The 26,176-nt window shown below is 63.6% G+C and carries 28 protein-coding genes and 1 pseudogene; 19 read left to right on the forward strand and 10 right to left on the reverse strand.

All coding sequences use genetic code 11. From position 1 onward, the window contains the following. Positions 1-13: 13 nt before the first annotated feature. The 3 genes from LH20_RS10170 to groES form a co-directional block, all read right to left on the reverse strand. Positions 14-1,108 (reverse strand): glycosyltransferase family 4 protein, encoded by a 1,095-nt coding sequence (locus LH20_RS10170; protein ID WP_053554094.1) that lies wholly within the window; start codon positions 1,106-1,108, stop codon positions 14-16. Between the two features lie 112 nt (positions 1,109-1,220). Beyond that, positions 1,221-2,843 carry a chaperonin GroEL gene (groL, locus tag LH20_RS10175; RefSeq protein ID WP_053554095.1) on the reverse strand — a complete coding sequence of 541 codons (1,623 nt, stop codon included), beginning with the start codon at positions 2,841-2,843 and terminating at the stop codon, positions 1,221-1,223. A gap of 55 nt (positions 2,844-2,898) precedes the next feature. Then, positions 2,899-3,213 (reverse strand): co-chaperone GroES, encoded by a 315-nt coding sequence (gene groES, locus LH20_RS10180; protein WP_053554096.1) that lies wholly within the window; start codon positions 3,211-3,213, stop codon positions 2,899-2,901. A 264-nt stretch (positions 3,214-3,477) separates the two neighbouring features. On the opposite strand from groES, the pseudogene LH20_RS23965 reads away from it, so the two are divergent. Both LH20_RS23965 and LH20_RS10190 read left to right on the forward strand, forming a co-directional pair. Further along, positions 3,478-3,710, forward strand: a pseudogene (locus LH20_RS23965) (hypothetical protein). Beyond that, complete coding sequence (locus LH20_RS10190) at positions 3,707-3,976, forward strand: usg protein (protein WP_053554097.1); 270 nt, start codon at positions 3,707-3,709, stop codon at positions 3,974-3,976. The pseudogene LH20_RS23965 and the gene LH20_RS10190 overlap by 4 nt, the downstream one beginning before the upstream one ends. Before the next feature lie 641 nt (positions 3,977-4,617). Here the strand turns inward: LH20_RS10190 and LH20_RS10195 are convergent. The 3 genes from LH20_RS10195 to LH20_RS10205 all read right to left on the reverse strand — a co-directional run bounded on the left by LH20_RS10195 (position 4,618) and on the right by LH20_RS10205 (position 7,626). Further along, positions 4,618-5,118, reverse strand: a complete 501-nt coding sequence (locus LH20_RS10195) for an Hsp20/alpha crystallin family protein (RefSeq protein WP_053554098.1) — start codon at positions 5,116-5,118, stop codon at positions 4,618-4,620. A gap of 52 nt (positions 5,119-5,170) precedes the next feature. Continuing rightward, a complete protein-coding gene (locus tag LH20_RS10200; RefSeq protein WP_200905463.1) occupies positions 5,171-5,647 on the reverse strand; it encodes an Hsp20 family protein in 477 nt (158 codons plus the stop codon). 623 nt (positions 5,648-6,270) lie between these two features. Next, the gene (locus tag LH20_RS10205; RefSeq protein ID WP_053554099.1) at positions 6,271-7,626 is read right to left on the reverse strand and encodes an MFS transporter; all 1,356 of its coding nucleotides are present in this window, start codon (positions 7,624-7,626) and stop codon (positions 6,271-6,273) included. A gap of 170 nt (positions 7,627-7,796) precedes the next feature. Here LH20_RS10205 and LH20_RS10210 point away from each other — a divergent pair, with 170 nt between their 5' ends. From LH20_RS10210 to LH20_RS10220, 3 genes are all read left to right on the forward strand, one after another. Then, on the forward strand, positions 7,797-8,768 hold the full coding sequence (locus LH20_RS10210; protein WP_053554100.1) for a glucokinase: 972 nt from the start codon (positions 7,797-7,799) through the stop codon (positions 8,766-8,768). 107 nt (positions 8,769-8,875) lie between these two features. Then, positions 8,876-9,811, forward strand: a complete 936-nt coding sequence (locus LH20_RS10215; protein ID WP_053554101.1) for a DUF808 domain-containing protein — start codon at positions 8,876-8,878, stop codon at positions 9,809-9,811. A 23-nt stretch (positions 9,812-9,834) separates the two neighbouring features. Then, positions 9,835-11,151 carry an aspartate aminotransferase family protein gene (locus LH20_RS10220; protein ID WP_053554102.1) on the forward strand — a complete coding sequence of 439 codons (1,317 nt, stop codon included), beginning with the start codon at positions 9,835-9,837 and terminating at the stop codon, positions 11,149-11,151. A gap of 9 nt (positions 11,152-11,160) precedes the next feature. Here the strand turns inward: LH20_RS10220 and LH20_RS10225 are convergent, their stop codons facing one another. Beyond that, the gene (locus LH20_RS10225; protein WP_053554103.1) at positions 11,161-11,829 is read right to left on the reverse strand and encodes an HAD-IA family hydrolase; all 669 of its coding nucleotides are present in this window, start codon (positions 11,827-11,829) and stop codon (positions 11,161-11,163) included. Positions 11,830-11,888: 59 nt separating this feature from the next. On the opposite strand from LH20_RS10225, the gene glmU reads away from it, so the two are divergent. After that, complete coding sequence (gene glmU / locus LH20_RS10230; protein WP_235527176.1) at positions 11,889-13,250, forward strand: bifunctional UDP-N-acetylglucosamine diphosphorylase/glucosamine-1-phosphate N-acetyltransferase GlmU; 1,362 nt, start codon at positions 11,889-11,891, stop codon at positions 13,248-13,250. A 48-nt stretch (positions 13,251-13,298) separates the two neighbouring features. Here the strand turns inward: glmU and LH20_RS10235 are convergent, their stop codons facing one another. Continuing rightward, positions 13,299-14,000: a hypothetical protein gene (locus tag LH20_RS10235; protein ID WP_158501122.1), complete on the reverse strand. Its 702-nt coding sequence runs from the start codon at positions 13,998-14,000 to the stop codon at positions 13,299-13,301. Between the two features lie 169 nt (positions 14,001-14,169). Between LH20_RS10235 and LH20_RS10240 the strand changes: the two genes are divergently transcribed. From LH20_RS10240 to LH20_RS10275, 8 genes are all read left to right on the forward strand, one after another. Next, a complete protein-coding gene (locus LH20_RS10240) occupies positions 14,170-14,484 on the forward strand; it encodes a hypothetical protein (protein ID WP_053556228.1) in 315 nt (104 codons plus the stop codon). 44 nt (positions 14,485-14,528) lie between these two features. Continuing rightward, positions 14,529-14,753 carry a ribbon-helix-helix protein, CopG family gene (locus LH20_RS10245; protein WP_235527177.1) on the forward strand — a complete coding sequence of 75 codons (225 nt, stop codon included), beginning with the start codon at positions 14,529-14,531 and terminating at the stop codon, positions 14,751-14,753. After that, entirely contained in the window at positions 14,750-15,118 is a 369-nt protein-coding gene (locus LH20_RS10250) for a PIN domain-containing protein (RefSeq protein WP_053554107.1), read from the forward strand. Before LH20_RS10245 ends, LH20_RS10250 begins: the two co-directional genes overlap by 4 nt. Positions 15,119-15,135: 17 nt before the next feature. Next, positions 15,136-16,959, forward strand: a complete 1,824-nt coding sequence (gene glmS, locus LH20_RS10255) for a glutamine--fructose-6-phosphate transaminase (isomerizing) (protein ID WP_053554108.1) — start codon at positions 15,136-15,138, stop codon at positions 16,957-16,959. Next, positions 16,956-17,369 (forward strand): GFA family protein, encoded by a 414-nt coding sequence (locus LH20_RS10260; RefSeq protein WP_053554109.1) that lies wholly within the window; start codon positions 16,956-16,958, stop codon positions 17,367-17,369. Before glmS ends, LH20_RS10260 begins: the two co-directional genes overlap by 4 nt. Positions 17,370-17,373: 4 nt before the next feature. Beyond that, positions 17,374-18,036, forward strand: coding sequence for an HAD family hydrolase (locus LH20_RS10265; RefSeq protein ID WP_053554110.1), 663 nt, complete (start codon positions 17,374-17,376; stop codon positions 18,034-18,036). Positions 18,037-18,249: 213 nt separating this feature from the next. After that, entirely contained in the window at positions 18,250-19,119 is an 870-nt protein-coding gene (locus tag LH20_RS10270) for a dienelactone hydrolase family protein (protein WP_053554111.1), read from the forward strand. A gap of 20 nt (positions 19,120-19,139) precedes the next feature. Continuing rightward, positions 19,140-19,712 (forward strand): hypothetical protein, encoded by a 573-nt coding sequence (locus LH20_RS10275; RefSeq protein ID WP_053554112.1) that lies wholly within the window; start codon positions 19,140-19,142, stop codon positions 19,710-19,712. A gap of 1 nt (position 19,713) precedes the next feature. On the opposite strand, the gene LH20_RS10280 is transcribed toward LH20_RS10275, so the two are convergent. After that, positions 19,714-20,730, reverse strand: coding sequence for an aldo/keto reductase (locus LH20_RS10280; protein ID WP_053554113.1), 1,017 nt, complete (start codon positions 20,728-20,730; stop codon positions 19,714-19,716). 66 nt (positions 20,731-20,796) lie between these two features. Then, positions 20,797-21,387, reverse strand: a complete 591-nt coding sequence (locus LH20_RS10285; protein WP_053554114.1) for a LysE family translocator — start codon at positions 21,385-21,387, stop codon at positions 20,797-20,799. A 73-nt stretch (positions 21,388-21,460) separates the two neighbouring features. On the opposite strand from LH20_RS10285, the gene LH20_RS10290 reads away from it, so the two are divergent. From LH20_RS10290 to hslO, 5 genes are all read left to right on the forward strand, one after another. Next, on the forward strand, positions 21,461-21,913 hold the full coding sequence (locus LH20_RS10290) for an Lrp/AsnC family transcriptional regulator (protein ID WP_053554115.1): 453 nt from the start codon (positions 21,461-21,463) through the stop codon (positions 21,911-21,913). An 84-nt stretch (positions 21,914-21,997) separates the two neighbouring features. Next, positions 21,998-22,984, forward strand: coding sequence for an LLM class flavin-dependent oxidoreductase (locus LH20_RS10295; protein WP_053554116.1), 987 nt, complete (start codon positions 21,998-22,000; stop codon positions 22,982-22,984). A 107-nt stretch (positions 22,985-23,091) separates the two neighbouring features. Then, complete coding sequence (locus LH20_RS10300; protein ID WP_053554117.1) at positions 23,092-24,279, forward strand: aspartate aminotransferase family protein; 1,188 nt, start codon at positions 23,092-23,094, stop codon at positions 24,277-24,279. After that, a complete protein-coding gene (argF, locus tag LH20_RS10305) occupies positions 24,276-25,202 on the forward strand; it encodes an ornithine carbamoyltransferase (protein ID WP_053556229.1) in 927 nt (308 codons plus the stop codon). Before LH20_RS10300 ends, argF begins: the two co-directional genes overlap by 4 nt. Then, on the forward strand, positions 25,199-26,113 hold the full coding sequence (gene hslO, locus LH20_RS10310) for an Hsp33 family molecular chaperone HslO (RefSeq protein WP_053554118.1): 915 nt from the start codon (positions 25,199-25,201) through the stop codon (positions 26,111-26,113). The genes argF and hslO overlap by 4 nt, the downstream gene beginning before the upstream one ends. The last annotated feature ends 63 nt before the right edge of the window (positions 26,114-26,176 follow it).

The raw sequence follows: 26,176 nt of genomic DNA on the forward strand, positions 1-26,176 counted from the left end.
CTCGCCGCTCCTTTCACCCGACGGCCCGCAAGGCGGCGCTTTCCCCGCGTGTCCGGCGGATTCGGGCCGCGTCGGCCCGGGCGCCGGGCAGGTTGCGATAAAGGTCGAGATAGTCGGCGGTCATCCGCTCCACGGAGAAGCGTCGTTCGAAGGTTTCACGGACCCGCCGCCGATCCAGCCGGTCGAGGTGGGACAGGGCCGCCACGGCCTCCTCCACCGTATCGACAATCATGCCGCTGACACCATGGTCGATGACTTCCGGCACCGATCCGCAGCGGAAGGCGATGACCGGCGTGCCGCAGGCCATCGCCTCGATCATTACCAGACCGAAAGGTTCGGGCCAATCGATCGGGAACAACAGGGCGCGGGCATTGCCCAGGAAATCGGCCTTTTCCTTTTCCGTGATCTCCCCGACATATTCGATGCCGGGATAGGTCCGGATCATGGGCCCGATGACGCCGTCCCAATAGGCTTGGTCCGCCTTGTCCACCTTGGCTGCGATTTTGAGCTTCATGTTCGCAGCGGCGGCGATGGCGATGGCCCGGTCTGGTCGCTTTTCGGGGGAAATGCGCCCCAGGAAGGCGAGGTAATCGTTGCTGGGCGCACGGGCCGGCTCCAGCAGGTCGCGCGGCAGACCGTGATGCACAGTGCCCGCCCAGTTCACCGGCGGCATGGGACGCCGCTGGTCGTTAGAAATCGACACCAACGGCAAATCCGGGAACGCGCGGTAAAAGGGCTGGAGATCCGGCAGGTCCAGCCGTCCATGGAGCGTGGTCAGGGTGCGGCCGGCGATATCGCGCATCATCGGTGTATGCAGAAGGTCGATGTGGAAATGGAGGACGTCGAATTCATCTACCCGGCGCCGCACCTCGTCCAGCAGGATCATATGATAAGGCACTGAATCCCTTACGCCTTCGTCAAGTCGCAGCGCGGTTTTGCAAACAGGCACCAGCCGGGCTGTCGTGTGGGAATCGCCGCTGGCGAACAGAGTCACGTCATGGCCCTGGCGAACCAGTTCTTCGGTCAGATAGGATACGATGCGCTCGGTTCCCCCATAGAGTTTCGGCGGAACGCTTTCCGCCAGGGGAGCGATCTGGGCGATTTTCATGATTCCGTTCTCCCTGAAGTTCGGCAAGCAGGGAAAATCGACCAGAACCCCCGCCTGTCGACCGATACAGAAAGAGACGGTCCCGGCAGGATGGCCGGGACCGCTGAGGGTGTCAGCTGTCCATTGCGGGCACGGGGGTAGCGGCGGCTTCCTCCTTGGGAAGCTCCGCGACCAGAGCCTCAGTTGTGATGACCAGCGAGGCGACCGAAGCCGCATCCTGCAAGGCAGTGCGCACGACCTTGGCGGGATCGATCACGCCGGCCTGCGCCAGATCCTGATACAGGCCGGTCGCGGCATTGTAGCCCCAATTATAGTCGTCGCTTTCCAGCAGCTTGCCAACCACCAGCGAACCGTCGTCTCCCGCATTGTCGGCAATCTGCCGGGCGGGTGCGCGCAGGGCGCGGCGAACGATGTCAATACCGGACTGCTGGTCGTCATTCGCGGCCTTGATGCCGTCCAGCACCTTGATCGCGCGGAGCAGCGGCACGCCGCCGCCGGGCAGGATGCCTTCCTCGAGAGCCGCCCGGGTCGCGTGCAGCGCGTCGTCGACCCGGTCCTTCTTTTCCTTGACCTCCACCTCGGTCGCGCCGCCGACGCGGATGACCGCCACGCCGCCCGCCAGCTTGGCGAGACGCTCCTGCAATTTCTCGCGGTCATAGTCGGACGTGGTCGTCTCGATCTGCTGACGGATTTGCGCGACGCGCCCGTCAATGTCCGCCTTGGTTCCGGCGCCGTCGACGATGGTCGTATTATCCTTGTCGATGACCACCTTCTTCGCGCGGCCGAGCATGGAGACGGTTACATTCTCGAGCTTGGTGCCCAGTTCCTCGCTGATCACGTTGCCGCCGGTCAGGACGGCGATATCCTCCAGCATCGCCTTGCGCCGGTCGCCGAAGCCGGGCGCCTTGACCGCCGCAACCTTCAGGCCGCCGCGCAGCTTGTTGACAACCAGCGTCGCGAGCGCTTCGCCCTCCACATCCTCCGCGACGATGAGCAGCGGCTTGCCCGACTGCACGACCTTTTCGAGCAGCGGTACCAGCGCCTGGAGGTTGGAAAGCTTCTTTTCGTGCAGAAGGATATAGGGATCGTCCAGTTCGACCTTCAGCTTCTCCGCATTGGTGATGAAATATGGGGAAAGATAGCCGCGATCGAACTGCATGCCTTCCACCACTTCCAGCTCGGTGGCTAGGCTCTTGGCTTCTTCTACGGTGATGACCCCCTCGTTGCCGACCTTATCCATCGCTTCCGCCAGAATCTTGCCGACTTCCCGATCGCCATTGGCCGAAATGGTAGCCACCTGCACAATCTCGCTATTGGCGCTGACCGTCTTCGCGTGGCTTTCTAGATTCTTGACTACAGCGTCCACCGCCAAGTCGATGCCGCGCTTCAGGTCCATTGGGTTCATGCCCGCGGCCACCGCCTTCGCGCCTTCGCGCACGATGGCCTGGGCTAGAACCGTGGCGGTGGTCGTACCGTCCCCGGCGGTGTCGTTCGCCTTGGAAGCGACTTCGCGGATCATCCGCGCGCCCATGTTTTCGAACTTGTCCTTCAGTTCGATTTCCTTGGCAACGGTGACGCCGTCCTTGGTGATACGCGGGGCACCGAAGCTCTTGTCGATCACGACGTTGCGGCCCTTGGGGCCCAGCGTCACCTTGACCGCGTTGGCAAGCATATCCACGCCGCGCAGCATCCGATCACGCGCGTCCGACGCAAACCTGACTTCCTTTGCAGCCATCTTAACCAGTCTCCTTCCTAAAGATTCCTTATTGAAATGGACGGGACAGCCACGATCAGGCGGCCTTCTTCAGAGGTTCAGCCGCCTCGATCACGCCAAGAATATCGCTCTCCTTCAGAATGAGCAGATCCTCGCCGTCGATCTTGACCTCCGTGCCCGACCATTTGCCGAACAACACGCGGTCACCGGCCTTGACGGCACACTCGACAAGCTTGCCATTGTCGTCGCGCGCGCCGGGACCAACGGCAACAACTTCACCTTCCTGCGGTTTTTCCTTGGCGGTGTCGGGGATAATGATGCCGCCAGAGGTTTTTTCCTCAGCCTCAATGCGGCGGACGACCACGCGGTCGTGCAAGGGACGGAAATGCATGGCACTACCTCCAATTGCAATAGCATGATACAGTGATCCCGTCGTTCGCCGGGACGACGGGCGCTGATGAGCTAGGAAAGGGAATTTCCTCGTTCAAGAGGGGAATGAAATTTTTTGGCACTCTCTATGGAGGAGTGCCAATTGCCGGATTTTCAAGGGGGTTGGAGGCCTCTTGACGAGACCGGCTCGCACGCCAAATTCGTCCTGATGATTTCACTGCGAACAAGAAAATCGAGCCACGCCGGAAGGAAAGGAGGCCATGCCATGTCGCAGCCATTTTCCCGGGTTCTTCATCCCTTTGATGTCGTGCGCCACCCGGACCTGGAACCGGAAGTCAAGCGCGCTATCCTTGCATCCTGGGCGTCGAACCGGTCGTCTGTCAAAAACAAGCCCGCCCTCGCAAGCCGCCCGGCGCCTGCCGCGCCGTTCGGGTGGACGATGTCGGCGCGGCGCTCAGCACGTTCGAGATGAATGAGGAGAGGTGCGCGCTCCAATGAACGATCGAGCCTTTACCGCCCAGTTGCAGGGCTATGGTCTGACAACGGCGGAAATTCATTATTACCGACCCGATGCTCCGTCTCTGCTGCAGCTGTTCGTCTGGCAGGAATATGACGTTGCGCCCGACTTTCCGGAATTGCGCCGCTTTCTCGACCATTGGCGCCGTGAGATCGAGGCCGCGCTACACTCGATACGTGTCGCTCACCGGAATCTGATCGGCCCGGCGGAGTGGCGCGCGGTCGACGGAGTCATCTCCATTCAATGAAACAGGGAGCCGATATGGTCTCCTCGCATGTTACTTGAATGTCCGGCGGGTCAGATAGTGTGCGGGGGGGGGGCGTCCGGGCTTGCCGTAAAGGCTGGGACTTGCCGCCGAGAGGCGCGGTTTCCGGGGTGCAGTCACCCGATCTTTGGGACACCATCGTCGGTTTTCGTATCGGACCCGCTGAACTTGATTCGTATCGATTTACTGCAATAATTCTTGCCCTTACCCATCGGGACATAGCTGCCGCGCGCCGTGCCGCTGGCAGCGCGGCATCATGGGGTCGAAGCTTCGATCCATCTCGCGCGAAATAAGGCCCATCATCGCGAAGGGAGCGATGGGAAAAAGGCCGAACCAGACGCGGCGGCTCCGTACTTCCGGCATAATGCGCACTTTGGGAGCGATGTCGCCGCTCTAGAAATTCGGACGACCGATCGTCCGTCAGGACGCGGCTGTCGTGGGACGCCCGCATGCCGCGCTTGTGGCAAGACATGCCGCAAGGCCCGCCAAGGCGACTGAACGAAGCTTTTTTGCATCGATCTTTCCCCCCTTCGATTGGAACGGGAAAGCGGAATTTTTCTCGCCATGCTGAACGCCAGATGAGCGGGACAGGCAGCCGGAGGGTTCCGGCTGCCTGTTTTCCATCAATGCGCATTGATGGGGATCGTCCTGCGGCTTTTTATGGACGCGGCAGATTTGGGCAAGGCGATCGCCAGCACGCCGTTCTTCAAGCTGGCTTTGCCTTTGTCCTGCTCGATGCCGCGCGGCAGGCTGATATGCCGTTCGAACCGGCCATAGCTGCGCTCCGAATAGCCGCGCGCCATGTCGGACGTCTCGAACTTCCTTTCGCCTCGGATCGACAGGACATTATCGTCGATGCTTACCTCCACGTCCTTTTCGTCGAGGCCGGGCAGTTCCGCCGTAACGCGAACCTCCTTGTCCGTTTCCGAAAGTTCGACGTTGGGCCAGTCGCCGCCGCGCCAAGTTCGCTTGGACGCGGGAAAGCCGAAGCCGTGGAAGACATCGTCGACCAGGCGGTTCACTTCGCGATGGAGCGAAAAGAGGGGATGATCGCCAGCGTCGCTCAACCGGACGGGCAAGCGGGTTTCCTGGCGGTTCCACGGGATCAGATCTTTCAGTGCCATAGCTTACCTCCAATCCTACGGGGCGAGCATTTGAGTCCGGGCTTCGCCGGGATCAGGCCGCCCGGTTACTTGTCAGTTGCGGGGCGCCCCCGCCTTGCGCGGAGGCGTGGCTGTTGATCACGATCTTTCGAGGCTTCATCTCCTCTGGAAACACCTGTTGCAGGTGAATACTGAGCAGGCCATTCTCGAAATCCGCCCCGCGAACCTCGACGAAATCAGCGAGCTGGAAACGCCGTTCGAAGGAGCGGGTTGCAATGCCGCGATAGACATAGGTGTCATCGTCCTGTCTTTCGGCCTTGCGCCCGGCAATGACAAGCTGGTCCTGACGAGCCGTGATCTCGACCTCATCGGGCCTGAACCCGGCAAGCGCCAGGGTGATCCTGTAGCGGTCCTCTTCCTCCTTCACGATGTCGAAGGGCGGATAGCCATCCGCCGCCTCTCCAAGAAGGCCGGATTCCAGCATTTCGAACAGGCGGTCGAATCCGACTGTCGTACGGCGGTAAGGTGTAAAGTCGAAATTGGTTCTCATTTCCAAATCCTCCATGTGAAGCAATCTGGGCATGAGAAGCGTCGGAGAGAGCCGACGCCCTCTGTGTCCACCGGACCCGGAATGGCGTCCGGCATCCAAAAGATAGGAAGCGATCTCCGGTTGAAAAGGGGGCAACTTTCCCATTAGCGCCATGCGCGAGCAAGAAGGAGGGAACCCGTTCTCATTTGGGTGCAGGTGGAGGAAAGGCTGGACATCGCGCCCTCTTCATCCTTGGAGACCGCGATTTTCGCTGGCCCCCCCCGCGCAAGCCCGCCCTTCGCCGATGCCAATGGTATCCTCGGGCGCAAATCACCTAGCGTTGCATATTCCGCAAGGGTTCTGGCAACGCCGACTTGTCCCGTGAGGAACTCGGCTCGCGAGGGCCGCGATTTCAGCTATTTGCGCTGAGGGTCGACAAGTCGCGCGGAACGTCTGTCCTGGCCAAAAATAGCGGCCTGAAGGTGAAACCAGTAGCCTCGCCATCGGTGATGACCTGACCGGACCCGCCCGCTATGGATATAGAAGCGGCAATCGCCGGGAGCATAGGCAGACGCCTCGGAGCGGCCGGCTAACCCTGCGGCAGATTCCATTTTAGGGCCGACGGCTAAGTGTATTTGTCAGGTTTACCCTGAGACGACGCCAATTCCTCTCGCTGACTGCTTCGCATCAGCTTCGTCGATCGCGAGCAGCGACGCGCCGCGCGTTTCGCGCATCAGGAGTGCTGCGATCAGGCTGACGGCTCCAGCGAACAGGATATAGATGGCGATCGGCGTCGAACTGTCATATTTGCGCAGCAAGGCGGTGCCGATCAGCGGCGCCCACGATCCGGCGACGATGGCCGTCACCTGATAGCCCAGCGAAACACCCGAGTAACGCATCCGCGTCGGGAACATCTCCGCCATGATCGCGGGCTGCGGTGCATACATGAAGGCGTGGATTGCAAGGCCGAGCATGATTGCGGCGAGGATCATCGCGGTGCCGCCAGTGTCGAACATCGGAAAGGCGGCAAAGGGCCACGCCATGGTGAGCGCAGCGCCCGCCATATAGACAGGGCGCCTCCCGATCCGGTCGGCGAGCGCACCGACGAGCGGAATCACGATGACGTGGAGGACATGCGCCGCGAACAGCAGCGCGAGGATGCGGGTCGTGTCGATCGCGCGGTGATGGAGATAGGTGATCGAGAAGGTGACGATCATATAATAGACGATATTCTCGCCGAAGCGCAGCGCCATCGCGGTGAAAACGCCGCGCGGATAACGTTTGAACACCTCGACGAGGCCGTAGCTGGCTTCGGCCGCGCGCTCGGCCTTTGCCTTTGCCGCCTCGAAGATTGGCGAATCGCTGACCTGGGTGCGGATGTAATAGCCGATTCCAACGATGACGACCGACAGCCAGAAGCCGACGCGCCAACCCCAGGAAAGGAAAGCCGCCTCAGAGAGCGTTGCGGAGAGAACGAGGAGAACAACGGTTGCGAGGAGATTGCCGAGCGGCACGCCTGCCTGGGGAAAACTTCCCCAAAATGCGCGGCTCCGGTTGGGGCTATGCTCGGTCACGAGCAGCACCGCGCCGCCCCATTCGCCGCCGAGCGCGAAGCCCTGGATGAAGCGCAGGAGGACGAGGAGTCCCGGTGCCCAATAGCCGATGCTCTCGAAACTAGGCAGGCAGCCCATGAGGAAGGTCGAGGCGCCGATCAGGACGAGACTGAACTGGAGGAGCGACTTGCGGCCGATCCGGTCGCCGACATGGCCGAACACAACGCCTCCAAGCGGCCGCGCGATGAAGCCGACCGCATAGGTTGCAAAGGCCGCGATGATACCGTCGAGCTCGTTCCCCGTTTCGGGGAAGAACAGCTGGCCAAACACCAGCGTTGCCGCCGTGCCATAAAGAAAGAATTCGTACCACTCGACGACCGTGCCCGCCATCGAGGCTCCGACGACCTTCTTCAGATAAGGAAGATCAGCCTCTTGTTCATGGTTCATCACTCGCTCCCGCAACGCTCCTCGCCCCTTCTATGGAACGCTCGCGAGCCAATTTGAAGGGTAGGACTTGCCGCGCGCCGGTGCGCGCGCATAGCTATGCCCTGTTGCGCCGCCTGAACCAGGGCGTCAATCTGAGACCCGGGCGGCACGAGGCCGCGTGAGGGAGAGTCATGAGCCAGTCCATTGTCACCGTCGACATCGGCGGCACGCACGCGCGCTTTGCGATTGCCACGGTCGAGGGCGGACGCTGTATCGCACTCGGCGAGGCGACCACCCTCCATACCGAGGATCACGCAAGCTTCCAGACGGCATGGCAAGAGTTCCAGCGCCGCCAGGGCGGCAGTCTGCCGCGCGCGGTCGCCATTGCCATCGCGGGGCCGACGCGAGGCGACATCATCCGATTTACCAACAACCCGTGGATTATCCGCCCGGCGCTGATCCGCGAAAAGCTGGACGTCGATGATTATGTGCTCGTGAACGACTTTGAAGCCGTGGGTCACGCCGTGGCGCAGGCCGATGCGCGCTATTTCGAGCGGCTGAGCGGCCCCGATGAGCCCTTGCCGGCGAAGGGGACGATCAGCGTCATCGGCCCCGGCACCGGTCTCGGGGTCGCGCACGTCTGGCGTGATGGCGATACCTATCGCGTCCAGGCAACCGAGGGCGGGCATATCGATTTTGCGCCGCTCGACAGCATCGAGGATGCGATCCTGGCGCGGCTGAGAAAGCGCCATCGCCGCGTGTCAGTCGAACGCATCGTGTCGGGCCCCGGCATCGTCGATATTTTCGAAACGCTTGCCGCGATGGAAGGGCGCCCAGTCACCCAGGAGGAAGACGTTGCCATTTGGACCCGCGGCATGGCGCAGGAGGACAGCCTCGCCGCTGCCGCGGTCGATCGCTTCTGCCTGTCGCTCGGCAGCGTCGCGGGCGACCTTGCGCTCGCGCAAGGCGCGAGCGGGGTGGTGATCGCGGGCGGGCTGGGTTTGAGGATTCGCGATCATCTCGTGCGCTCGGGCTTTCCTGAACGCTTCGTCGCCAAGGGGCGGTTTGAAAACTTCATGGCGGCGATCCCGGTCAAGCTCATCACTCATCCGCAGCCTGGCCTTTTCGGTGCGGCCGCGGCATTCGCGCGCGCGCACTGCTAGCGCGCTTCCAAAAGCCATTTCAGGCCTTTCGCCTGATCAATGATGTAGGCAAGGTCGTGCAGCGCGCCCGCGCGATTCTCTTTGGCCGAACGAAAGCTCCACGCCTCATGCCTTCAGGTCTTTTTGCCCTGCTCGACGATGTCGCGACCATCGCCAAGGTTGCCGCGGCGAGCATCGACGATATCGGCGCTGCGGCATCGAAGGCGGGGGTGAAGGCGGCGGGCGTCGTCGTCGACGATACCGCGGTGACGCCGCGTTATGTCACCGGCTTTACGCCCGACCGCGAATTGCCGATCATCTGGCGCATCACCAAGGGGTCGCTGTTCAACAAGCTCATTCTCATCCTGCCCGCGCTGCTACTTCTCTCCTCGCTTGCCGAGTGGGCGATCACGCCGCTGCTGATGCTCGGCGGCACCTATCTCTGCTTTGAAGGCGCGGAGAAGGTGCTGCACTCGCTCCAGGAGGACAAGACGAGCCTCGAGGAGGACGCCGCGATCGTTGCCGACACATCGCACGAGGAGACGATGGTGAAGGGTGCGGTGCGCACCGATCTTATCCTTTCGGGAGAAATCATGGTGATCGCGCTCAACGAAGTGCTCGACGAACCCTTGCTGATGCGCGGCGCGACGCTGGCGCTCGTGGCGGTCGCGATCACCATTGCCGTCTACGGCGTCGTCGGGCTCATTGTGAAGATGGATGATATCGGGCTGCACATGGCCGGGCGCGGCACGCGCGCGCAGCGCAGCATCGGGCGCGGACTGGTGCATCTGATGCCCGGGCTGCTCGCGGCGCTCGCGACGATCGGGACGGCTGCGATGCTGTGGGTCGGCGGCCAGATTGTGCTTCACGGGCTCGACGAATATCATATCGGCGGTCTCGGACATGCCCTTCACGATTTTGCTCATGGGTCCGTCGGCAGCCTGCCACTCGGCGGCGTCTGGGCGTGGCTCATCGGCGCAGCAGGGGCAGGTCTGTTCGGCCTCTTGCTCGGCGGATTGATCGCGGGGTTCATCCATTTCATGCCGGGCAAGAAGGCTCACTGAACAAGGCGAAGGAGGCTTGGTGAATGAAGGGCGAAAATGATCCGTTGGCGGCCTTCTGGATGCCCTTTACCGCCAATCGCGCGTTCAAGGCGCACCCACGCCAGCTCGTCTCGGCGAGCGGCATGTACTATCAGGGCGCCGACGGACGCCCGATCCTCGACGGCACGTCGGGGCTCTGGTGTAGCAATGCCGGCCATTGCCGAACAGAGATTGTCGAGGCGATCACCAGGGCCGCCGCCGCTCTTGATTTCGCGCCGACCTTCCAGCTTGGACACCCCCAGGCGTTCGAACTTGCGCATCGGCTCGCCGCGCTGATGCCCGAAGGGCTCGACCGCATCTTCTTCACCAATAGCGGATCTGAATCGGTCGACACGGCGCTCAAGATCGCGCTCGCGATCCAGCGCGCGCGGGGGCAGGGGACGCGCACGCGGCTGATCGGACGCGAGCGCGGTTATCACGGCGTCGGCTTCGGAGGGATCAGCGTCGGCGGCATTGTGAGCAATCGCCGAACCTTCGGGGGCGGCCTTCCGGGTACCGATCATCTCCGCCACACGCACGACCTTGCGCGCAACGCCTTTTCGCGCGGATTTCCGCAGCATGGCGCCGAGCTTGCTGATGATCTGGAACGGCTTGTCGACCTTCACGGCGCAGAAACGATCGCAGCGGTGATCGTCGAGCCGATGGCGGGATCAACCGGCGTCTTGCTGCCGCCCGTCGGGTATCTTGAGCGGCTGCGCAAGATCTGCGACCGGCACGGCATTCTCCTCATCTTCGACGAAGTGATTACCGCCTTCGGGCGCGTCGGGGGCGCGACCGCGGCGGGCAGTTGGGGCGTGACGCCCGATATCATCACCATGGCCAAGGGCCTCACCAATGCCGCGGTGCCGATGGGAGCGGTCGCGGTGAAGCGTGAATGGCACGATGCGGTGATCGAGGGTGCCCCCGGCGGCATCGAACTGTTCCACGGCTATACCTATTCGGGGCATCCGCTTGCCTGCGCCGCCGGCCTTGCTGCGCTTGACCTTTATGCCCGCGAGGGACTCTTCGAGCGCGCTGATGCGCTCGCGCGCTATTGGGAGGAGGCGGCGCACGGCCTGAAGGGCCGGCGCCACGTCATCGACATCCGCACGACCGGACTCGTCGCGGGTATCGAACTTGAGCCCAGGCCCGGGGCGCCGACGGCGCGCGCGATGGAGCTCTTCCACTCCTGTTTCGACAAGGGCCTCCTCGTTCGCGCGACCGGCGACATTATCGCGCTGTCGCCGCCGCTGATCGTCGAGAAGGACGAGATCGACACGATGTTTGGAACGATCGGCGAGCTTCTCGAGACGATTGCCTGACTGCGTTCCTCATAATCTTTCGAGGAGCGGCACCAGTTCGGCATAGTCTCCGATGACATGATCGGCGCCCAGTTCCTCGACCGGCTGGTGGAGAAAGCCGAAGCTGACTGCGATGCTCGTCGCTCCGGCGCCGCGCGCCGCCATGACGTCAAAAATGCTGTCGCCGACAAAGGCGGTTCGCCCGCCGCCGCAGGCCTCGATCATCGCGCGGATCGGCTCGGGCGAGGGTTTCGCCTTACCCGGCCCAAGCGTATCGCCGCCGATGATCGCCGCCATCCGGTCCGCAAGGCCGAGCTCGCCGAGCAAAAGGCGCGCGAGCACCTCGAGCTTGTTCGTCATGACCGCTGTGCGCACTCCCAGCGCATCGAGCCGGTCGAGCGCTTCGGCGAGACCCGGGAAAGTTCGGCTATGGACCGCGATATTCGCCTCATAAAAGTCAAGCAGCGCTTCATAGAGTCGCGGCGACTCGCCCTCGGGAATGCCGCCCGTCGCACTCAGCCCCTGTTCGAGCAGGTGCTGCGTGCCGAGCCCGATCATCGGCCGGACCTCGGCCTCGCTCAGCGGCGTCCGGCCCGCGAGGCCGAGCGCGTGGTTGAGCGCCGCGGTGATGTCGCCCGCGGTGTCGACGAGCGTGCCGTCGAGGTCAAAACCGACGATCGCAAAAGGAAAATCACTCATCGCCCGCGCATGCCGCGACACTCTGGAAACCGCAATGATTTGCTGGCATGGAGCCGCGCATGAGCAACCGACCGATCGCCGCTGTCATCCTTGCCGCGGGCAAGGGCACGCGCATGAAATCCGACCTGCACAAGGTGCTTCACCCCATCGCCGGCCGAGCGATGCTGATGCACCTCATGGCAAGCGTCGACGAACTCGATCCCGCGAGGAAGGTCGTGATCGTGGGCGACAAGGCGGACCAGATCGAAGCAGCGCTCGGCGGCAGTGCCAGCCTTGCCCTCCAGGAACCGCAGCGGGGCACCGGCCATGCGGTCCAGCAGGCCGAAGCCGCGCTCAAGGGCTTTAAGGGAGATGTGCTGATCCTTTATGGCGACGTGCCCTTCGTGCCGACGGCAACGATGGAGGCGATGATCGACCGGCTCAATGCCCCCGACGCGCCGGCAGTGGTCGTGCTCGCCTTCGAGCCTGCCGACGCGCAGCATTATGGCCGCGTGATCACAAGGGGGGACCGCATCACCAAGATGGTCGAATATAAGGATGCAAGCGAGGCCGAGCGGGCGGTCACGCTCTGCAACTCGGGGCTGATGGCCGTAAGGGCAGCGGACCTCTTTGCGCTCCTCGCGCGCGTCACCGATGAGAATGCAGCGAAGGAATTCTATCTCGTCGATATCGTCAACATCGCCAACGCGGACGGACGGACCTGCGCGGTGGTGACGACCGATCCCTTTGACGTAGCGGGGATCAACTCCCGCGCCGAGCTCGCGGCGATGGAAGGCGCGTGGCAGGCGCGGCGGCGCGCGCAGGCGATGGCGGAGGGCGCGAGCCTCCTCGCACCCGAAACCGTCTGGTTCGCCTGGGATACGCAGATAGGCCGTGACGTCTTGATCGAGCCCAACGTCTTCTTCGGCCCCGGGGTCAGCGTCGCCGATGGCGTGCGGATCCGCGCGAACAGCCATATAGAGGGGGCAGTGATCGGTTGCGGCTGCGAGGTCGGCCCCTTTGCCCGCCTCCGCCCCGGCACGGTGCTGGGCGAAAAGGCAAAGATCGGCAATTTCGTCGAAACGAAGAAAGCCGTCCTTGGCGAGGGCGCGAAGGCCAATCACCTGACCTATCTGGGTGATGCCACCGTTGGCGCCGGCGCGAACATCGGCGCGGGCACGATCACCTGCAATTATGACGGCTATTTCAAATATCAGACCGTGATCGGCGAGAACGCCTTCATCGGCTCGAACAGTGCGCTCGTCGCGCCGGTGAAGATTGGCCGCGACGCGATCGTCGGTGCCGGCAGTGCGGTGACGCGCGACGTTGCTGACGGGGAGCTTCGGCTCGTGCGCGGCGAGCAGTTGGTCAAGCCCGGTTGGGCCGATCGCTTTCACGACGCGATGCGCAAGAAGAAGGCTGCGGAAAAGGCCGTAGAATAGCGCGCCGATGCGATCCGGGCGCACCGCCTTGCCGCATCGCGGTGCGTGTCACCGGTCCCTTGCGCTCTGCTCGTTGATGTAATTCAATTCCTTCTGCGAGCCTTCGTCGCCGGGTATGATCGCAAAGCATTTGTCGAGCGCGGCACGGGCCTTGTCCCACTGGCGCAGTTCGGCGTGATTGAAAGCGATCCCGCGATAGGAGCGGCAGCGACGCGCGTTGCGGATGCTCTGAACTTCGGCCTTGTCCTCGATCACCAGATCAAGCGAGCGATCGTTCAACTGGCTCGCGCGCGTGAAGATTTCGAGCGACTTTTCCCATTGGCGCTGCGTCTTGTACCATTCGCCAAGTTCGGCCGCGAACTGGTCGTTGTCGGGATCCATGGCGGCTGCCGCTTCAAGATCAGACCCGGCTTCATCGTGGCGGCCGATGTCGACGAGGGCATATCCCCTGAGGAAATAGGCTGTGCAAATCAGGGGCAATATTGGGATAATGGTTGCGCCTTCAACGGCCGCTGGCGGGTCACCCGGACCGGCGGAGCAGCCATATTGGGCGTTCGCACGGCGTTCAGCCTCGAAACGGGTGATGATCTCGCCCGTCTTGGCGATGGCCGGTTCATACTCCTTGGCGCTCAGGGCCTCGAACGCTTCCTCAAGGACGCGGGCGTCGGCCTCGTCCCGCGTCTCGGCCCACGTGGGAGCCGCAACCAGGCCGAGGGTTCCAGCAAGGAACAGACGAACCAGTCGCAACATCATTCTCCCCATGAACCACGCGGGACCCTGTGCGCTGGAGCGGGCTTTTTACAAGCCAGAAAATTATTGGTTCTTCTTGCCTTCGACCGCTGGGCATTGCCCAAAGGGTGATGCCATGCGATGCGCCAGGGCAGGATCGGCCAAAGGCCATGACGCCGGAGAAAATGATTTGAGCGACCGTTACACCGACAAGCCCTTCCTGCGGTTCGTTGACGCCTATGTGCTGCGTGCGATCGGGCATCTCGACGAGGCCACCGACACTTATTGCAAGGCGATGGTTCCCAACCTCGAAAGAAGCTTCGGTATCAAGGGCACATGGCCCGAAATCGTCGAGAAGCAAATGAAGTTTCCGCCGGATCTGTCCGCGCAAATCCGCCGGATCTGGGAGGAAGGCAAGGCCCGCTTCGAGGCGGGCAATGGCGAAGCGGCCGATCCGGTGCAATTTGCGATGATCTTCGTCGACCGGAATTTTGGCCGCGCCTGACACTGCATGCTTGCATTGATATCATGATATGATATCAAGATATGATGCGCTTTCTTGCGGACATTCCAGACTGCGATGTCGAATGGCTCGACGCGCTTGCAGAGGAACAGGGTGTGTCGCGCGCCGAGCTCGTGCGACGGGCCGTCGCCTCCTTCCGCGCCGAGGTTTCGGGCGACGCGATCGACAACGCGTTCGGCATCTGGCGTGACCGCGCCGATATTAGCGATGGTCTTGCATATCAACGGCGTTTGCGCGGCGAGGCCGAATGATCGACGCGCAATTTGACAGCGATATCCTCATCGACGCGCTCAAAGGCGTCGAGGCCGCGCGCAGCGAGATCCGCCGCGCGGGGCGCAAGAGCATTAGCCGCGTCAGCTGGGCGGAGGTGATGTCGGCCGCCGACGCGCCGACGCTGAAGGCCGTGGAGGCCTTTCTTGCCTGCTTCCAGATCGAGGAAATCGGCGACGCGGTCGCGCGGCGCGCCGCCGCGCTCCGCGCCGAGCGCAAGGGGCTGACGATGGCCGATGCCTTCGTCCTCGCGACGGCGCAGCTGAGCGGACGCATTCTCGTTACACGCAATATCAAGGTGTTTCCGGCAACGATGCCGGGTATTCGCATCCCCTACACACTCTAGAAGAAAGCATCGGCACCATGTGCGGAATCATCGGAATCATCGGCAGGGATCAGGTGGCAGACCGGCTGGTCGATGGCCTCAAGCGCATGGAGTATCGCGGCTATGATTCGGCGGGCGTGTGTACCGTCGAAGGCGGGCAGCTGGTCCGCCGGCGCGCCGAGGGCAAACTCGCTAATCTGGTCAGGGAACTTGGCGGCAACCCCGCGCCCGGCACGGTCGGCATCGCGCACACACGCTGGGCGACGCACGGCGCGCCCACGACCAGCAACGCCCACCCCCATGCCACAGGCGAGGTCGCGCTCGTTCACAACGGTATCATCGAGAATTTCAAGCCGCTGCGCGAAGGGCTCCAGGCGCGCGGCCATCGTTTCGAGAGCGAGACCGATACCGAGGTCGTCGCGCACCTTGTGAGCGAACAGGTGGAAGCAGGCCTGTCGCCGCAGGATGCCGTCAAAGCGGTGCTGCCGCAGCTGCGCGGCGCTTTTGCGCTCGCCATCGCCTTTCGTCAGCACCCGGACCTCTTGATCGGCGCGCGGCTCGGCTCGCCGCTGGTCGTCGGCTATGGCGAGGGCGAGACCTATTTGGGCTCGGACGCGCTCGCGCTCGCGCCGCTCACCCAAAGAATTGCCTATCTCGAGGAAGGCGACTGGGTCATCATCAGCCGTGAAGGCGCGCAGATTTTCGACAGCGAAAACAATCCCGTGGCACGCGAAATTACCACGAGCGGCGTGTCGGCAGCGACAATCGAGAAGGGCAATTACCGTCACTATATGCAAAAGGAGATTTTCGAGCAGCCGGTCGTGGTCGCACAGACGCTCTCCTCCTACATCCGCCCGCTCGAGCAGACGGTCGCGCTGCCGCAGATGGATTTCGATCTCTCGGCGATCGACCGCATCACGATTGTCGCGTGCGGCACCAGCTACTATGCCGGGATGGTCGCCAAATATTGGTTCGAAACCTTCGCGCGCGTCCCTGTCGACATCGACGTCGCCTCCGAGTTTCGCTACCGCGACCCGGTGCTTCAGCCCGGCGGCCTTGCGCTTTTCATCTCGCAGTCGGGTGAGACCGCGGACACGCTCGCGGCCTTGCGCCACTGCAAGGCGCAGGGGCAGACGATCGCGGTCGTCGTCAACGTGCCAACGAGCAGCATGGCGCGCGAGGCCGATCTGCTGCTTCCCACCCATGCAGGCCCCGAGATCGGTGTCGCCTCGACCAAGGCCTTCACCTGCCAGCTCGCTGTCCTTGCCGCGCTCGCCGCGCACCTTGCGCTTCGCAAGGGCAAGCTCAGCGCCGAAGAGGAGCGCGAAATCGTCCGCCACCTGATCGAGGCGCCCGCAGCGCTCAATGCCGCGCTCGCGCACGACGAGGACATATCCGCGATGGCGCATCTCGTCGCCCCGGCGCGCGATGTCCTCTACCTGGGGCGCGGGCCCGACTATCCGCTGGCGCTGGAGGGCGCCCTCAAACTGAAGGAAATCAGCTATATCCATGCTGAAGGCTACGCGTCGGGAGAAATGAAGCACGGCCCCATTGCGCTCATCGACGAGGCCGTGCCGGTCGTCGTTCTCGCGCCTTCAGGCCCGCTCTTTGAAAAGACGGTGAGCAACATGCAGGAGGTCCGCGCGCGCGGCGGCAAGGTCGTGCTCATCAGCGATGCAGAAGGTCTCGCTGAGGCCGGCGAAGGCTGCCTTGCAACGATCGAGATGCCCAAGGTCCACCCGCTCATCGCACCGCTCGTCTACGCGGTACCCGTCCAGCTTCTCGCCTATCACGTCGCGGTCGCAAAGGGCACCGATGTCGACCAGCCGCGCAATCTTGCAAAATCGGTGACGGTTGAATGAGCTGGGAGGCGCATTGCCATTGTGGCGGCGTGTCGGTGCGCCTCGCCCGCGCGCCCGAAGAAATCGCCGAATGCAACTGCTCGCTCTGCTTTTCGCACGGAATCCTCTGGGCCTATTATTCGCCGCGTGATGTCGTGATCGCGGGCGAGACGCGGACCTACAATCGCGCCGATCGCGAAAATCCGAACTCGGACCTCCATTTCTGCCCGGCCTGCGGCTGCACGAGCCACTGGTCGGCAACCGAGGGTCTCAAGCAGCGCATGGGCGGGGAGGTGGATTTCATGGGGGTCAATATGCGCCTCTTTGCGCCTGCGCAGCTTAGCGGGTTGAAGCTGATCTTTCCCGATGGCCTCAGCTGGTCGGGCGAGGGGCCCTGGGACCATGCGCGGGCGCCGGGGGTGATGCCTTGATCCCATGCCATTTGCTGCGATCATTTTCGACTTCGACGGCGTCATCGCCGACAGCGAGGTACGCGCGAACCAGACGCTTGCCGAGAGCCTGACGGCAATCGGCCTGCCGACCAGCTACGAGGATTGTCTGCGCGACTATTATGGTCACAACTGGCAGGAAACGCAGCGGCGGATCGAGGCGCGGCTCGGCCGCGCGCTTCCTGCCGACTTTCGTGAGCAGCACCGCGAACGCGCACGAGCGCGCTTCGCCGATGGCTTCGCCCCAGTTCCCGGTGCGCCCGAGTTTCTGGCGTCGCTTGCAGGTCCGCGCGCGGTCGCCTCGTCGAGCAGCCCCGCCTATATCGCGGCGTCGCTCGATCGCTTCGGGCTCGCGCATCATTTCGGGGCCCATGTCTATAGCGCCGACGGCTGGGAGCGGGGCAAACCCTATCCCGACATCTATCTTGCCGCCGCGAAAGGCCTGAAGGTCGATCCCGCCGCCTGCCTTGCGATCGAGGATTCGCCGACCGGAGCGCTCGCAGCGCTCGCGGCGGGGATGCAGGTGGTGGGCTTTTGCGGCGCCGGGCATATCTCCGACCGCGCAGCGCATGGTGCGCGGCTGCGCGAGCTTGGCGTGCATCATGTCGCGCACAGCTTCGATGAGATACGGGTCGCGGCGGTCCCCTGAGGCGATACCTTGCCGCTCCAGCCGCGACCCACCTTGACGAGAGGGCGGGGCGCGCAGGCAAGAAAATCCTGTCTTCTAAAAGAGGTGTCGGTTAGCTTGCCCCAGGGCAGGCCCGCCCCGCCGATGCGCGGCTGCGCGCGCGCGGGAGATCGCGCGGGCAGCCCCCTGAGAATTTTTTGCGCCTTTCCCCCAAAGGCTTGAAGGAGAGACACGATGTGCAACGAGATCACCCAGGCCGACCTTGACCGAGCCGGGCTCCCGGTACGGCGGCGTGCCTTCGGCGCGCTGGTGGGCGCGGGGACGCTTGCCTCGATACTTCCAGCGGCCGCCTGCGCCGCTGTCGGCGTAGTGGGACGCGATGTGTCGATCACCACGGCGGACGGCACCGTTGACGCCTATTTTGCAGCGCCAGGGGAAGGCAAACATCCCGCCGTTCTGATCTGGCCCGATATCCGCGGCTTGCGCCCCGCATTCCGCCAGATGGCGGACAGGCTGGCGGGCGAGGGTTATGCCGTCTTGTGCGTGAACCCCTTTTATCGCTGGGCGAAGTCACCGGTGGTCTATGCGGGCCATGATTTCGACGACCCCGAGGTCCGCGAGACGCTGTTCGGCTATCTGAGACAGCTCGACAAGGCGGCGGTTACGACCGACGCGGCAGCGCATCTTGCGTTTCTCGATGCGCAAAAGGAGGTCGATACCGCGAAAGGGATCGGCACCGCAGGCTATTGCATGGGCGGGCCGATGGTCATCTACACCGCCGCGCTCAGCCCCGAGCGAGTGAAGGCCGCTGCGAGTTTCCACGGCGCGAGCGTCGGAACGGACCAGCCTGACAGCCCGCACCTGCTGATACCCGGCACACAGGCAGGGTTCCTCTTTGCGATCGCAGAGAATGACGATGAGCAGAATCCCGAGGAAAAAACGCGCCTCAAGGCCGTGCTCGACCAGCGTCCGCAATGGCATGAGGTCGAGGTTTACGAGGGCGCGCTCCATGGCTGGTGCCCGCCGGACGGGCGAGCCTATAATGAAGCGGCCGCGGAGAAGGCGTGGAGCCGGATGCTCACGCTGTTCAAGGCTGCGCTCTGACGCCTTCGTCTTTGGACGCGATGCAGGTCGATTTCATCAAGACGGGCGATCGCCGCTACAGCGTGCGGATCCGCCGCAATGGCGCGCCGGCGCTGATCATGGATCCCGCGCCCGGGTTCGACCCTGACCTGCCGCATGACATGGTACACTTCGTCGCCGAAGGGGTCCTGGGGCTGAAAGGGGGCGTCTTCGGCCAGATCGCGGCCGGGGGCAATGCCGGCGGCTTTCGCATCGAGACGCCGGACGGCGGGCGCGACGCAAAGGCGCATCGCCGTGCGGTCCGCAAGCAGGCTGCCCGAGGGGAAAAGCTGGTAAAGGAGCAAGGCCGCGACGGCGTGCTCTCCGAACTCGCCGCCTTCCTGTTCGACGTCGCATGGCGCTGCCGCTCGCGTCCTGATAGCGCAGCGCAGCAGGCCGCGCTCGGCGAGGCAGAGCGTGTGCGCGCATCGCTCGGCGCCGAGGAAAGGGCACGCCTCGACGCGGCCGCCCCGCGCGTGTTTCGTCACTTCGACAGGCTGTCCGCGGCGTGGCGGGCGCTGCCGTCCGGTGAGGCGCTCGCGCTCGAATGGCCGAGCCTCGAGCAGGTCGGCTAGCTCATCCCATCGGGTATCGGATATCCTTGCCGACCTGGTTCAGCGCCTTCATCACATCCTCGCCAAGCTCGAGGTCGATCGCATCGAGGATCGGATCGAGCTGGTCTTCCGCGCTTACCCCCACGATCGTCGAGGCGACGAAGTCGTGCTGCTTCGACCAGGCGGTTGCCATCGTCACCGGGTGCAGCCCCGCCTCAGCGGCGATAGCGAGATAGCGCTCGGTTGCGGCGAGCGATCTTTCGTTGACGAAGCGGCGGGCCATCGCGGCCTGCCGTCCCGGCATTTCAAGGTAGCGTGAGAAGCGCGCGCCCTCGGGCATCGCGCCATCCTGATATTTTCCCGAGAGTACGCCGCCGGCAAGCGGCGAATAGGGGATGAGGCTTACCCCTTCCTGGCGGCTCGCCTGTGCCAGTTCATCCTCGAAGCGGCGGTTGTTGAGGCTGAAATTATTCTGGATCGTCTCGTAGCGAGCAAGACCCAGCCTTTCGGACGCGCCGAGCGCCTTCATCAGTCCCCAGCTCGTCTCGTTCGAACAGCCAAGGATGCGGACCTTGCCCTCGCGGACCAGCTCGTCGAGCGCCTCCATCACCGCATCGTAAGGCGCGTGATGGTCGGGCCAGTGGGTCTGGTAAAGGTCGATATAGTCGGTCTGGAGGCGCATGAGGCTCCCCTCGACGGCGCTTCGGATATGATGACGGTCGAGTGCGGTCGTGCCGCCCCGGCAGGGCGACTTGAACCAGACGTGGCTCGGACCTGAGACCTTGGTCGCGAGGATGATCGCGTCGCGGCTTTTTGTTTTCAGCCAGCGCCCGACAATCTCTTCGGTGCGTCCGACCCACTTGGTATCGGGGGGCACCGGATAACCCTCGGCGGTGTCAAAGAAGTTGATTCCCACCTCGAAACTGCGATCGAGAACGCGCATCGCGACCCCTTCGTCGGCCTGGCTGCCGAAGGTCATCGTTCCCATGCAGATGTCGGACACATGGATGGCGCTTCGGCCAAGGCGGCGGCTTTTCATCGGCTCTCGTCTCCGTTCGGCGGCAAGGGAGCGCCGTGCATAGGTTGCAGGCAGCAACCTTGCAAATCAGATCAGCAGCGCAAGCGATCCGACCAGCAGGGCCGCCATGGTCCAGTTGAAACTGCGCAGGCGCGCCGGGCTGGAAAGCCAGCGGCGCAGCGCCTGCCCCATCACCGCCCAGAGACTGGTCGAGGGAAGGTTGATGAGGCCGAAGATTGCAGCGACGAAGAGGGTGGCAGCGAGATCGCGGTCGGGGGCGTAGAGAGCAATCGCGGTCAGCGCCATCGACCAAGCCTTGGGGTTTACCCACTGGAAGAGCATTGCCTCGAGAAAGCGCATCGGCTTGCCGCGCGCCTTTCCTCCAGTTTCGGGCGCGGCGGCATGCGCCATTTTCCAGGCGAGCCACAGGAGATAGGCGATGCTCACCCCTTTCAAGACCAGGTTCAATAGCGGGAAAAGGTCGAAGAGCTGCATCAGCCCGACGCCCACAAGAATGATCATCAGCGTGAATCCGGCGCCGACGCCGAGCGCGTGCGGCAGGGTGCGGCGAAGGCCGAAATTGGCGCCCGACGCCATGAGCATCATATTGTTCGGACCTGGCGTGATCGAGGTGACGAGCGCGAACGCTGCGAGCGCGGCGAGGGAGGCTTGTTCCATGCGGGCAATATAATTCGGTTCCGACGAAGAATGGTTGCAAACTTGCCTTCGTGTTGACTAAAATGTGCAATCAATGACCGACATCGATGCCCTTGACCGAAAGATATTGCGCGAGCTCGCGCACGAAGGGCGAATCTCCAACCTCGATCTTGCGGGCCGGGTGGGATTATCGCCTTCGGCATGCCTGCGCCGCGTACAGGAGCTCGAGCGCAGCGGTGTCATCAAGGGCTATCGGGCTCGCATCGACCCCGCGCGGGTGGGGACCGGCTTTATCGCCTATGTGACGGTAGGTCTCTCGCGTCACACCAAGGATGCGCAAGCGGGGTTCGAAGCGGCCATCGCCGACGCGCCAGAAGTGCGCGAATGCCACAATGTCACCGGATCGATCGAATATCTGCTGCGCGTCGAGGCGGCGGACCTTGCCGCCTACAAGCATTTCCACACCGAGGTTCTGGGCGTGCTGCCGCAGGTGAATGCGATCACCACCTATGTGCTCATGGATTCGCCCAAGGATGAGCGCGGCTGATCGGGAGCGGAGGCAAAACGGCGCCCCGCAGCGCGATGGCCAGCAGAGGTTGAACCCGCGGCCGCGACACCGCATATCGGTTTCATGCCGAAACTTTCCTTTCTCGACCTCGTCCCCGTCACCGACAGCGGGACGGTTGCGCAGTCGCTCGCGAATGCCGCCGACCTTGCTCGCCACGCCGAGGCGCTCGGCTACCATCGCTACTGGGTCGCCGAGCATCACGGAATGGCGGGGATTGCGAGCGCAGCGACCGCGGTTGTGCTCGCACACATCGGTCATGCGACAGAGCATATTCGCATCGGCGCGGGCGGGATCATGCTTCCCAATCATGCGCCCATGGTCATTGCCGAACAGTTCGGAACGCTCGAGGCGCTCTTCCCCGGACGGGTCGACCTTGGCCTTGGGCGCGCGCCGGGATCCGACCAGCGCGTCGCGCAGGCGCTCAGGCGCAATCTCGCGAGCAACGAGCGGCAGTTTCCGCAGGATGTTCTGGAGTTGCAGGCCTTCCTCGCCGGCGACGAGCGGCTCGGCATCCGGGCTGTCCCGGGTGAGGGGAGCCGCGTTCCCCTGTGGATCCTGGGATCGAGCCTCTTTGGCGCGCAGCTCGCGGCGATGCTTGGCTTGCCCTACGCTTTCGCGAGCCATTTCGCGCCCGATGCGCTCGATGAAGCGCTCGATATCTATCGCCGCCAGTTCAAGCCATCGGCGCAGCTTTCCGAGCCTTACGCGGCTGCAGCGTTCAACATCTTCGCGGCCGATACGCGCGAAGAGGCCGAACGGCTCGCCTCCTCGCAGCAGCAGGCCTTCGTTGCGCTGCGAACGGGGCACCCTGGCAAGATGAAGCCGCCGGTCGAAGGCTATAAGGATAGCCTGCCGCCCAATGCGCGCGCCATTCTCGACCATGTGCTGCAATGTTCAGCGGTCGGGACGAGCAGCGACGTCGCGGACGGTCTTAAGGCCTTCATCGCGCGAACCGGCGTGAACGAGGTCATCGCCGTCTCGTCAATGTATGATCATGACGCGCGCAAACATTCGCTCGCGCTGGCGATGGAGGCGATGAGGACGCTCTGATCCCCTGTGTTGACGCGCCTCCGGGCGCGGCAGTATAGGGGCCGCGCCAATCGGGCGGCCCATGCGGGGTCGCCTTTTTGCTTTGCCTCTATGGAAAGGTGCTTGCCATGTCGATCACGCCGCTGATGCCCGTTTACCCCCGGTGCGCGGTGCGGCCGGTACGCGGCGAAGGCGCCTATCTGATCGGTGAACGCGGCGAGCGCTATCTGGATTTTGCAAGCGGTATCGCGGTCAATCTTCTCGGCCACGGTCATCCCCACCTCACCAAGGCCATCCAGGACCAGGCGGCGACGCTGATGCATGTGTCGAATCTTTACGGCAGCCCGCAGGGCGAAGCTTTCGCATCACGGCTCGTCGCGAATACATTCGCCGACACCGTCTTCTTCACCAACTCGGGCGCCGAGGCGGTCGAATGCGCGATCAAGACGGCGCGCTCCTATCATTCGAGCGCGGGCAACCCCGAGAAGAATGTTCTGATCACCTTCAACAACGCGTTCCACGGCCGCACGCTCGGCACGATTTCAGCCACCAACCAGGAAAAGCTGCGCAAGGGCTTCGACCCGCTCCTGCCCGGATTTGCCTACGCGCCGTTCGACGACATCAACGCTGCGCTCGACCTTGTCGACGACACAACCGCGGGCTTCCTGGTTGAGCCCATCCAGGGCGAGGGCGGTATTCGCCCGGCGTCGCAGCCCTTCCTCCAGGCGCTGCGCGACATTTGCGACAAACGCGACCTCATGCTGATCTTCGACGAGGTCCAGTGCGGCGTCGCGCGCACCGGCACACTCTATGCCCATGAGCAATATGGCGTCACGCCCGATATCATGGCGAGCGCGAAAGGCATCGGCGGCGGGTTCCCGCTCGGCGCGTGCCTCGCCACCGAAAAGGCCGCGCGCGGCATGGTGATCGGCACCCACGGATCGACCTACGGAGGCAATCCACTGGCGATGGCGGCGGGCCAGGCGGTATTCGACGTGATCCTCGAGGAAGGCTTCCTCGATCAGGTCAAGGCGACCGGCGAGCGTCTGCGCGGTGCGCTCGAGCAGCTCATCCCCAATCACGACGGATTGTTCGACAGCGTGCGCGGCATGGGGTTGATGCTGGGGATCAAGCTGAAATCCGACAGCCGTGCGTTCGTCGCGCATCTGCGCGACAACCATGGGCTGCTGACTGTCGCAGCGGGCGACAATGTCGTGCGCATCCTGCCGCCGCTCAACATCGAGCAGGCGCATATCGATGAGTGCATCACGAAGTTGTCGGCAGGCGCGGCGAGCTATACGCCGCCCGAAGCCTGATGCGGCACTTTCTCAATCTTTCGGACGCGGGCAGCGACGCCGTCGCTGCGATGCTTGCCGACGCGATCGACAGGAAGGCAGCGCGCGCGACCTGGCCCAAGGGCCGGGCTGACGCCGACAAGCCGCTCGCCGATCATGTGCTTGCGATGGTGTTTGAGAAGAATTCGACCCGGACCCGCGCTTCGTTCGACATGGCGATGCGCCAATTGGGCGGGAGCGCGATGATTCTCGACGCGGGGACGACCCAGCTCGGTCGCGGCGAGACAATCGCCGATACGGCGCGTGTCCTTTCGCGCTATGTCGATGCAATCATGATCCGCACCGACGATCACGCCAAGATCGAGGAGCTCGCCGCACACGCGAGCGTGCCCGTCATAAACGGCCTGACCGATCTCTCGCACCCCTGCCAGATCGTCGCGGACCTACTGACTCTCGTCGAGAGCGGCAAACCGCTGCCGGGTCTCGAACTTGCGTGGCTCGGCGATGGCAACAATGTTCTCGCCTCGCTCATCGAGGCGGCGGGCTTGTTCGGGTTCAACGTTCGCGCCGGGTGCCCGCAAGGCTATGAACCGCACCCAGCCTTCGTCGAGGCAGCGCGGGCGCGGGGCGCGCGGATCGATTTCGTGCGCGATGCGCACGAAGCGGCGGCGGGCGCCGACGTCATCGTCACCGATACCTGGGTCTCGATGGGTCAGGATCATGCGCACAACAAGCTTGCGGCGATGGCGCCTTTCCAGGTCGACGAGCGATTGATGGGCGCGGCGAAAGCCGACGCGCTCTTCCTCCACTGCCTGCCTGCGCACCGCGGCGAGGAGGTTGTCGACGCGGTGATCGACGGACCGCAGTCGCGCGTGTGGGACGAGGCGGAAAACCGCGTTCATGCACAAAAGTCCGTGCTGCTCTGGGCCCTGGAAAAACTGTGAGCGCCGCGGTCGAAACCTGGTTCGATCAACCGCTGGTCTTCACTATCGCCGCGCGCCATGTGCGCGGGCGGCTCGTGCGGCTTGGTCCGGTGCTGAACAGGATTATCTCAGCGCACAGCTACCCTCCGGTCGCCGAACAGCTGCTCGCCGAGGCGCTCGTCCTCACCGTGCTTCTCGGTTCAACGCTCAAGGACGAAACGAGCCAGCTCACGCTCCAGGCGCAAACGGGCGGCGGGCCGGTCGAACTGCTCGTGTGCGACTATCGCGGCGGCGAGCTTCGCGGCTATCTGAAGTTTGATGCCGATCGCCTCGCCGAGGCGGGGCCCGAGCCTACGCTCTTCGGGCTTTTCGGCGAGGGCTTCCTTGCAATTACCTTCGATCATGCAACGACGGGCGAGCGCTATCAGGGGATCGTACCCCTCGAAGGATCGTCGATCGGCGAGGCGGCTGAACATTATTTCGAGCAGTCCGAACAGATTCCGAGCCTGATCCGCCTCGCCGCGCGCCACGATGCCGAGGCGGGCTGTGTTGCAGGCGGTCTCTTGCTTCAGCATCTGCCCGAGGGCGAAGTCGGGCGCGACCGGCTCCATGTGCGCCATGACCGGCCCGAATGGGACCATGCGCGAACCATTGCAGAGACGCTCAAAGCGGAAGAACTCACCGATCCTGCGACCTCGCTCGAAACACTCGCCTGGCGGCTCTTCCACGAAGAGGAGGTACGCGTCGACCCTGGCGTGATCGTGTCGCGTGGCTGCCGGTGCAGCACCGGATATTTTGCCGGGGTGCTCGCGCAATTTCCCGAAAGCGAACGCCGCGAGATGGCCGATGAGGCAGGGCTCATTCAGGTCGACTGCGCCTTTTGCTCACGCATTTTCCCAATTCCCTTGGGCGAAATCGGCACGTCCGAATAGGCCTCGCTGCGGCTTGTCTTCCCGGCAAACCGTGGCGATTCGGGGGCGAGCGGTTGAAAGCTC

This window comes from Sphingopyxis sp. 113P3, from assembly GCF_001278035.1.
Classification (GTDB): Bacteria; Pseudomonadota; Alphaproteobacteria; order Sphingomonadales; family Sphingomonadaceae; genus Sphingopyxis.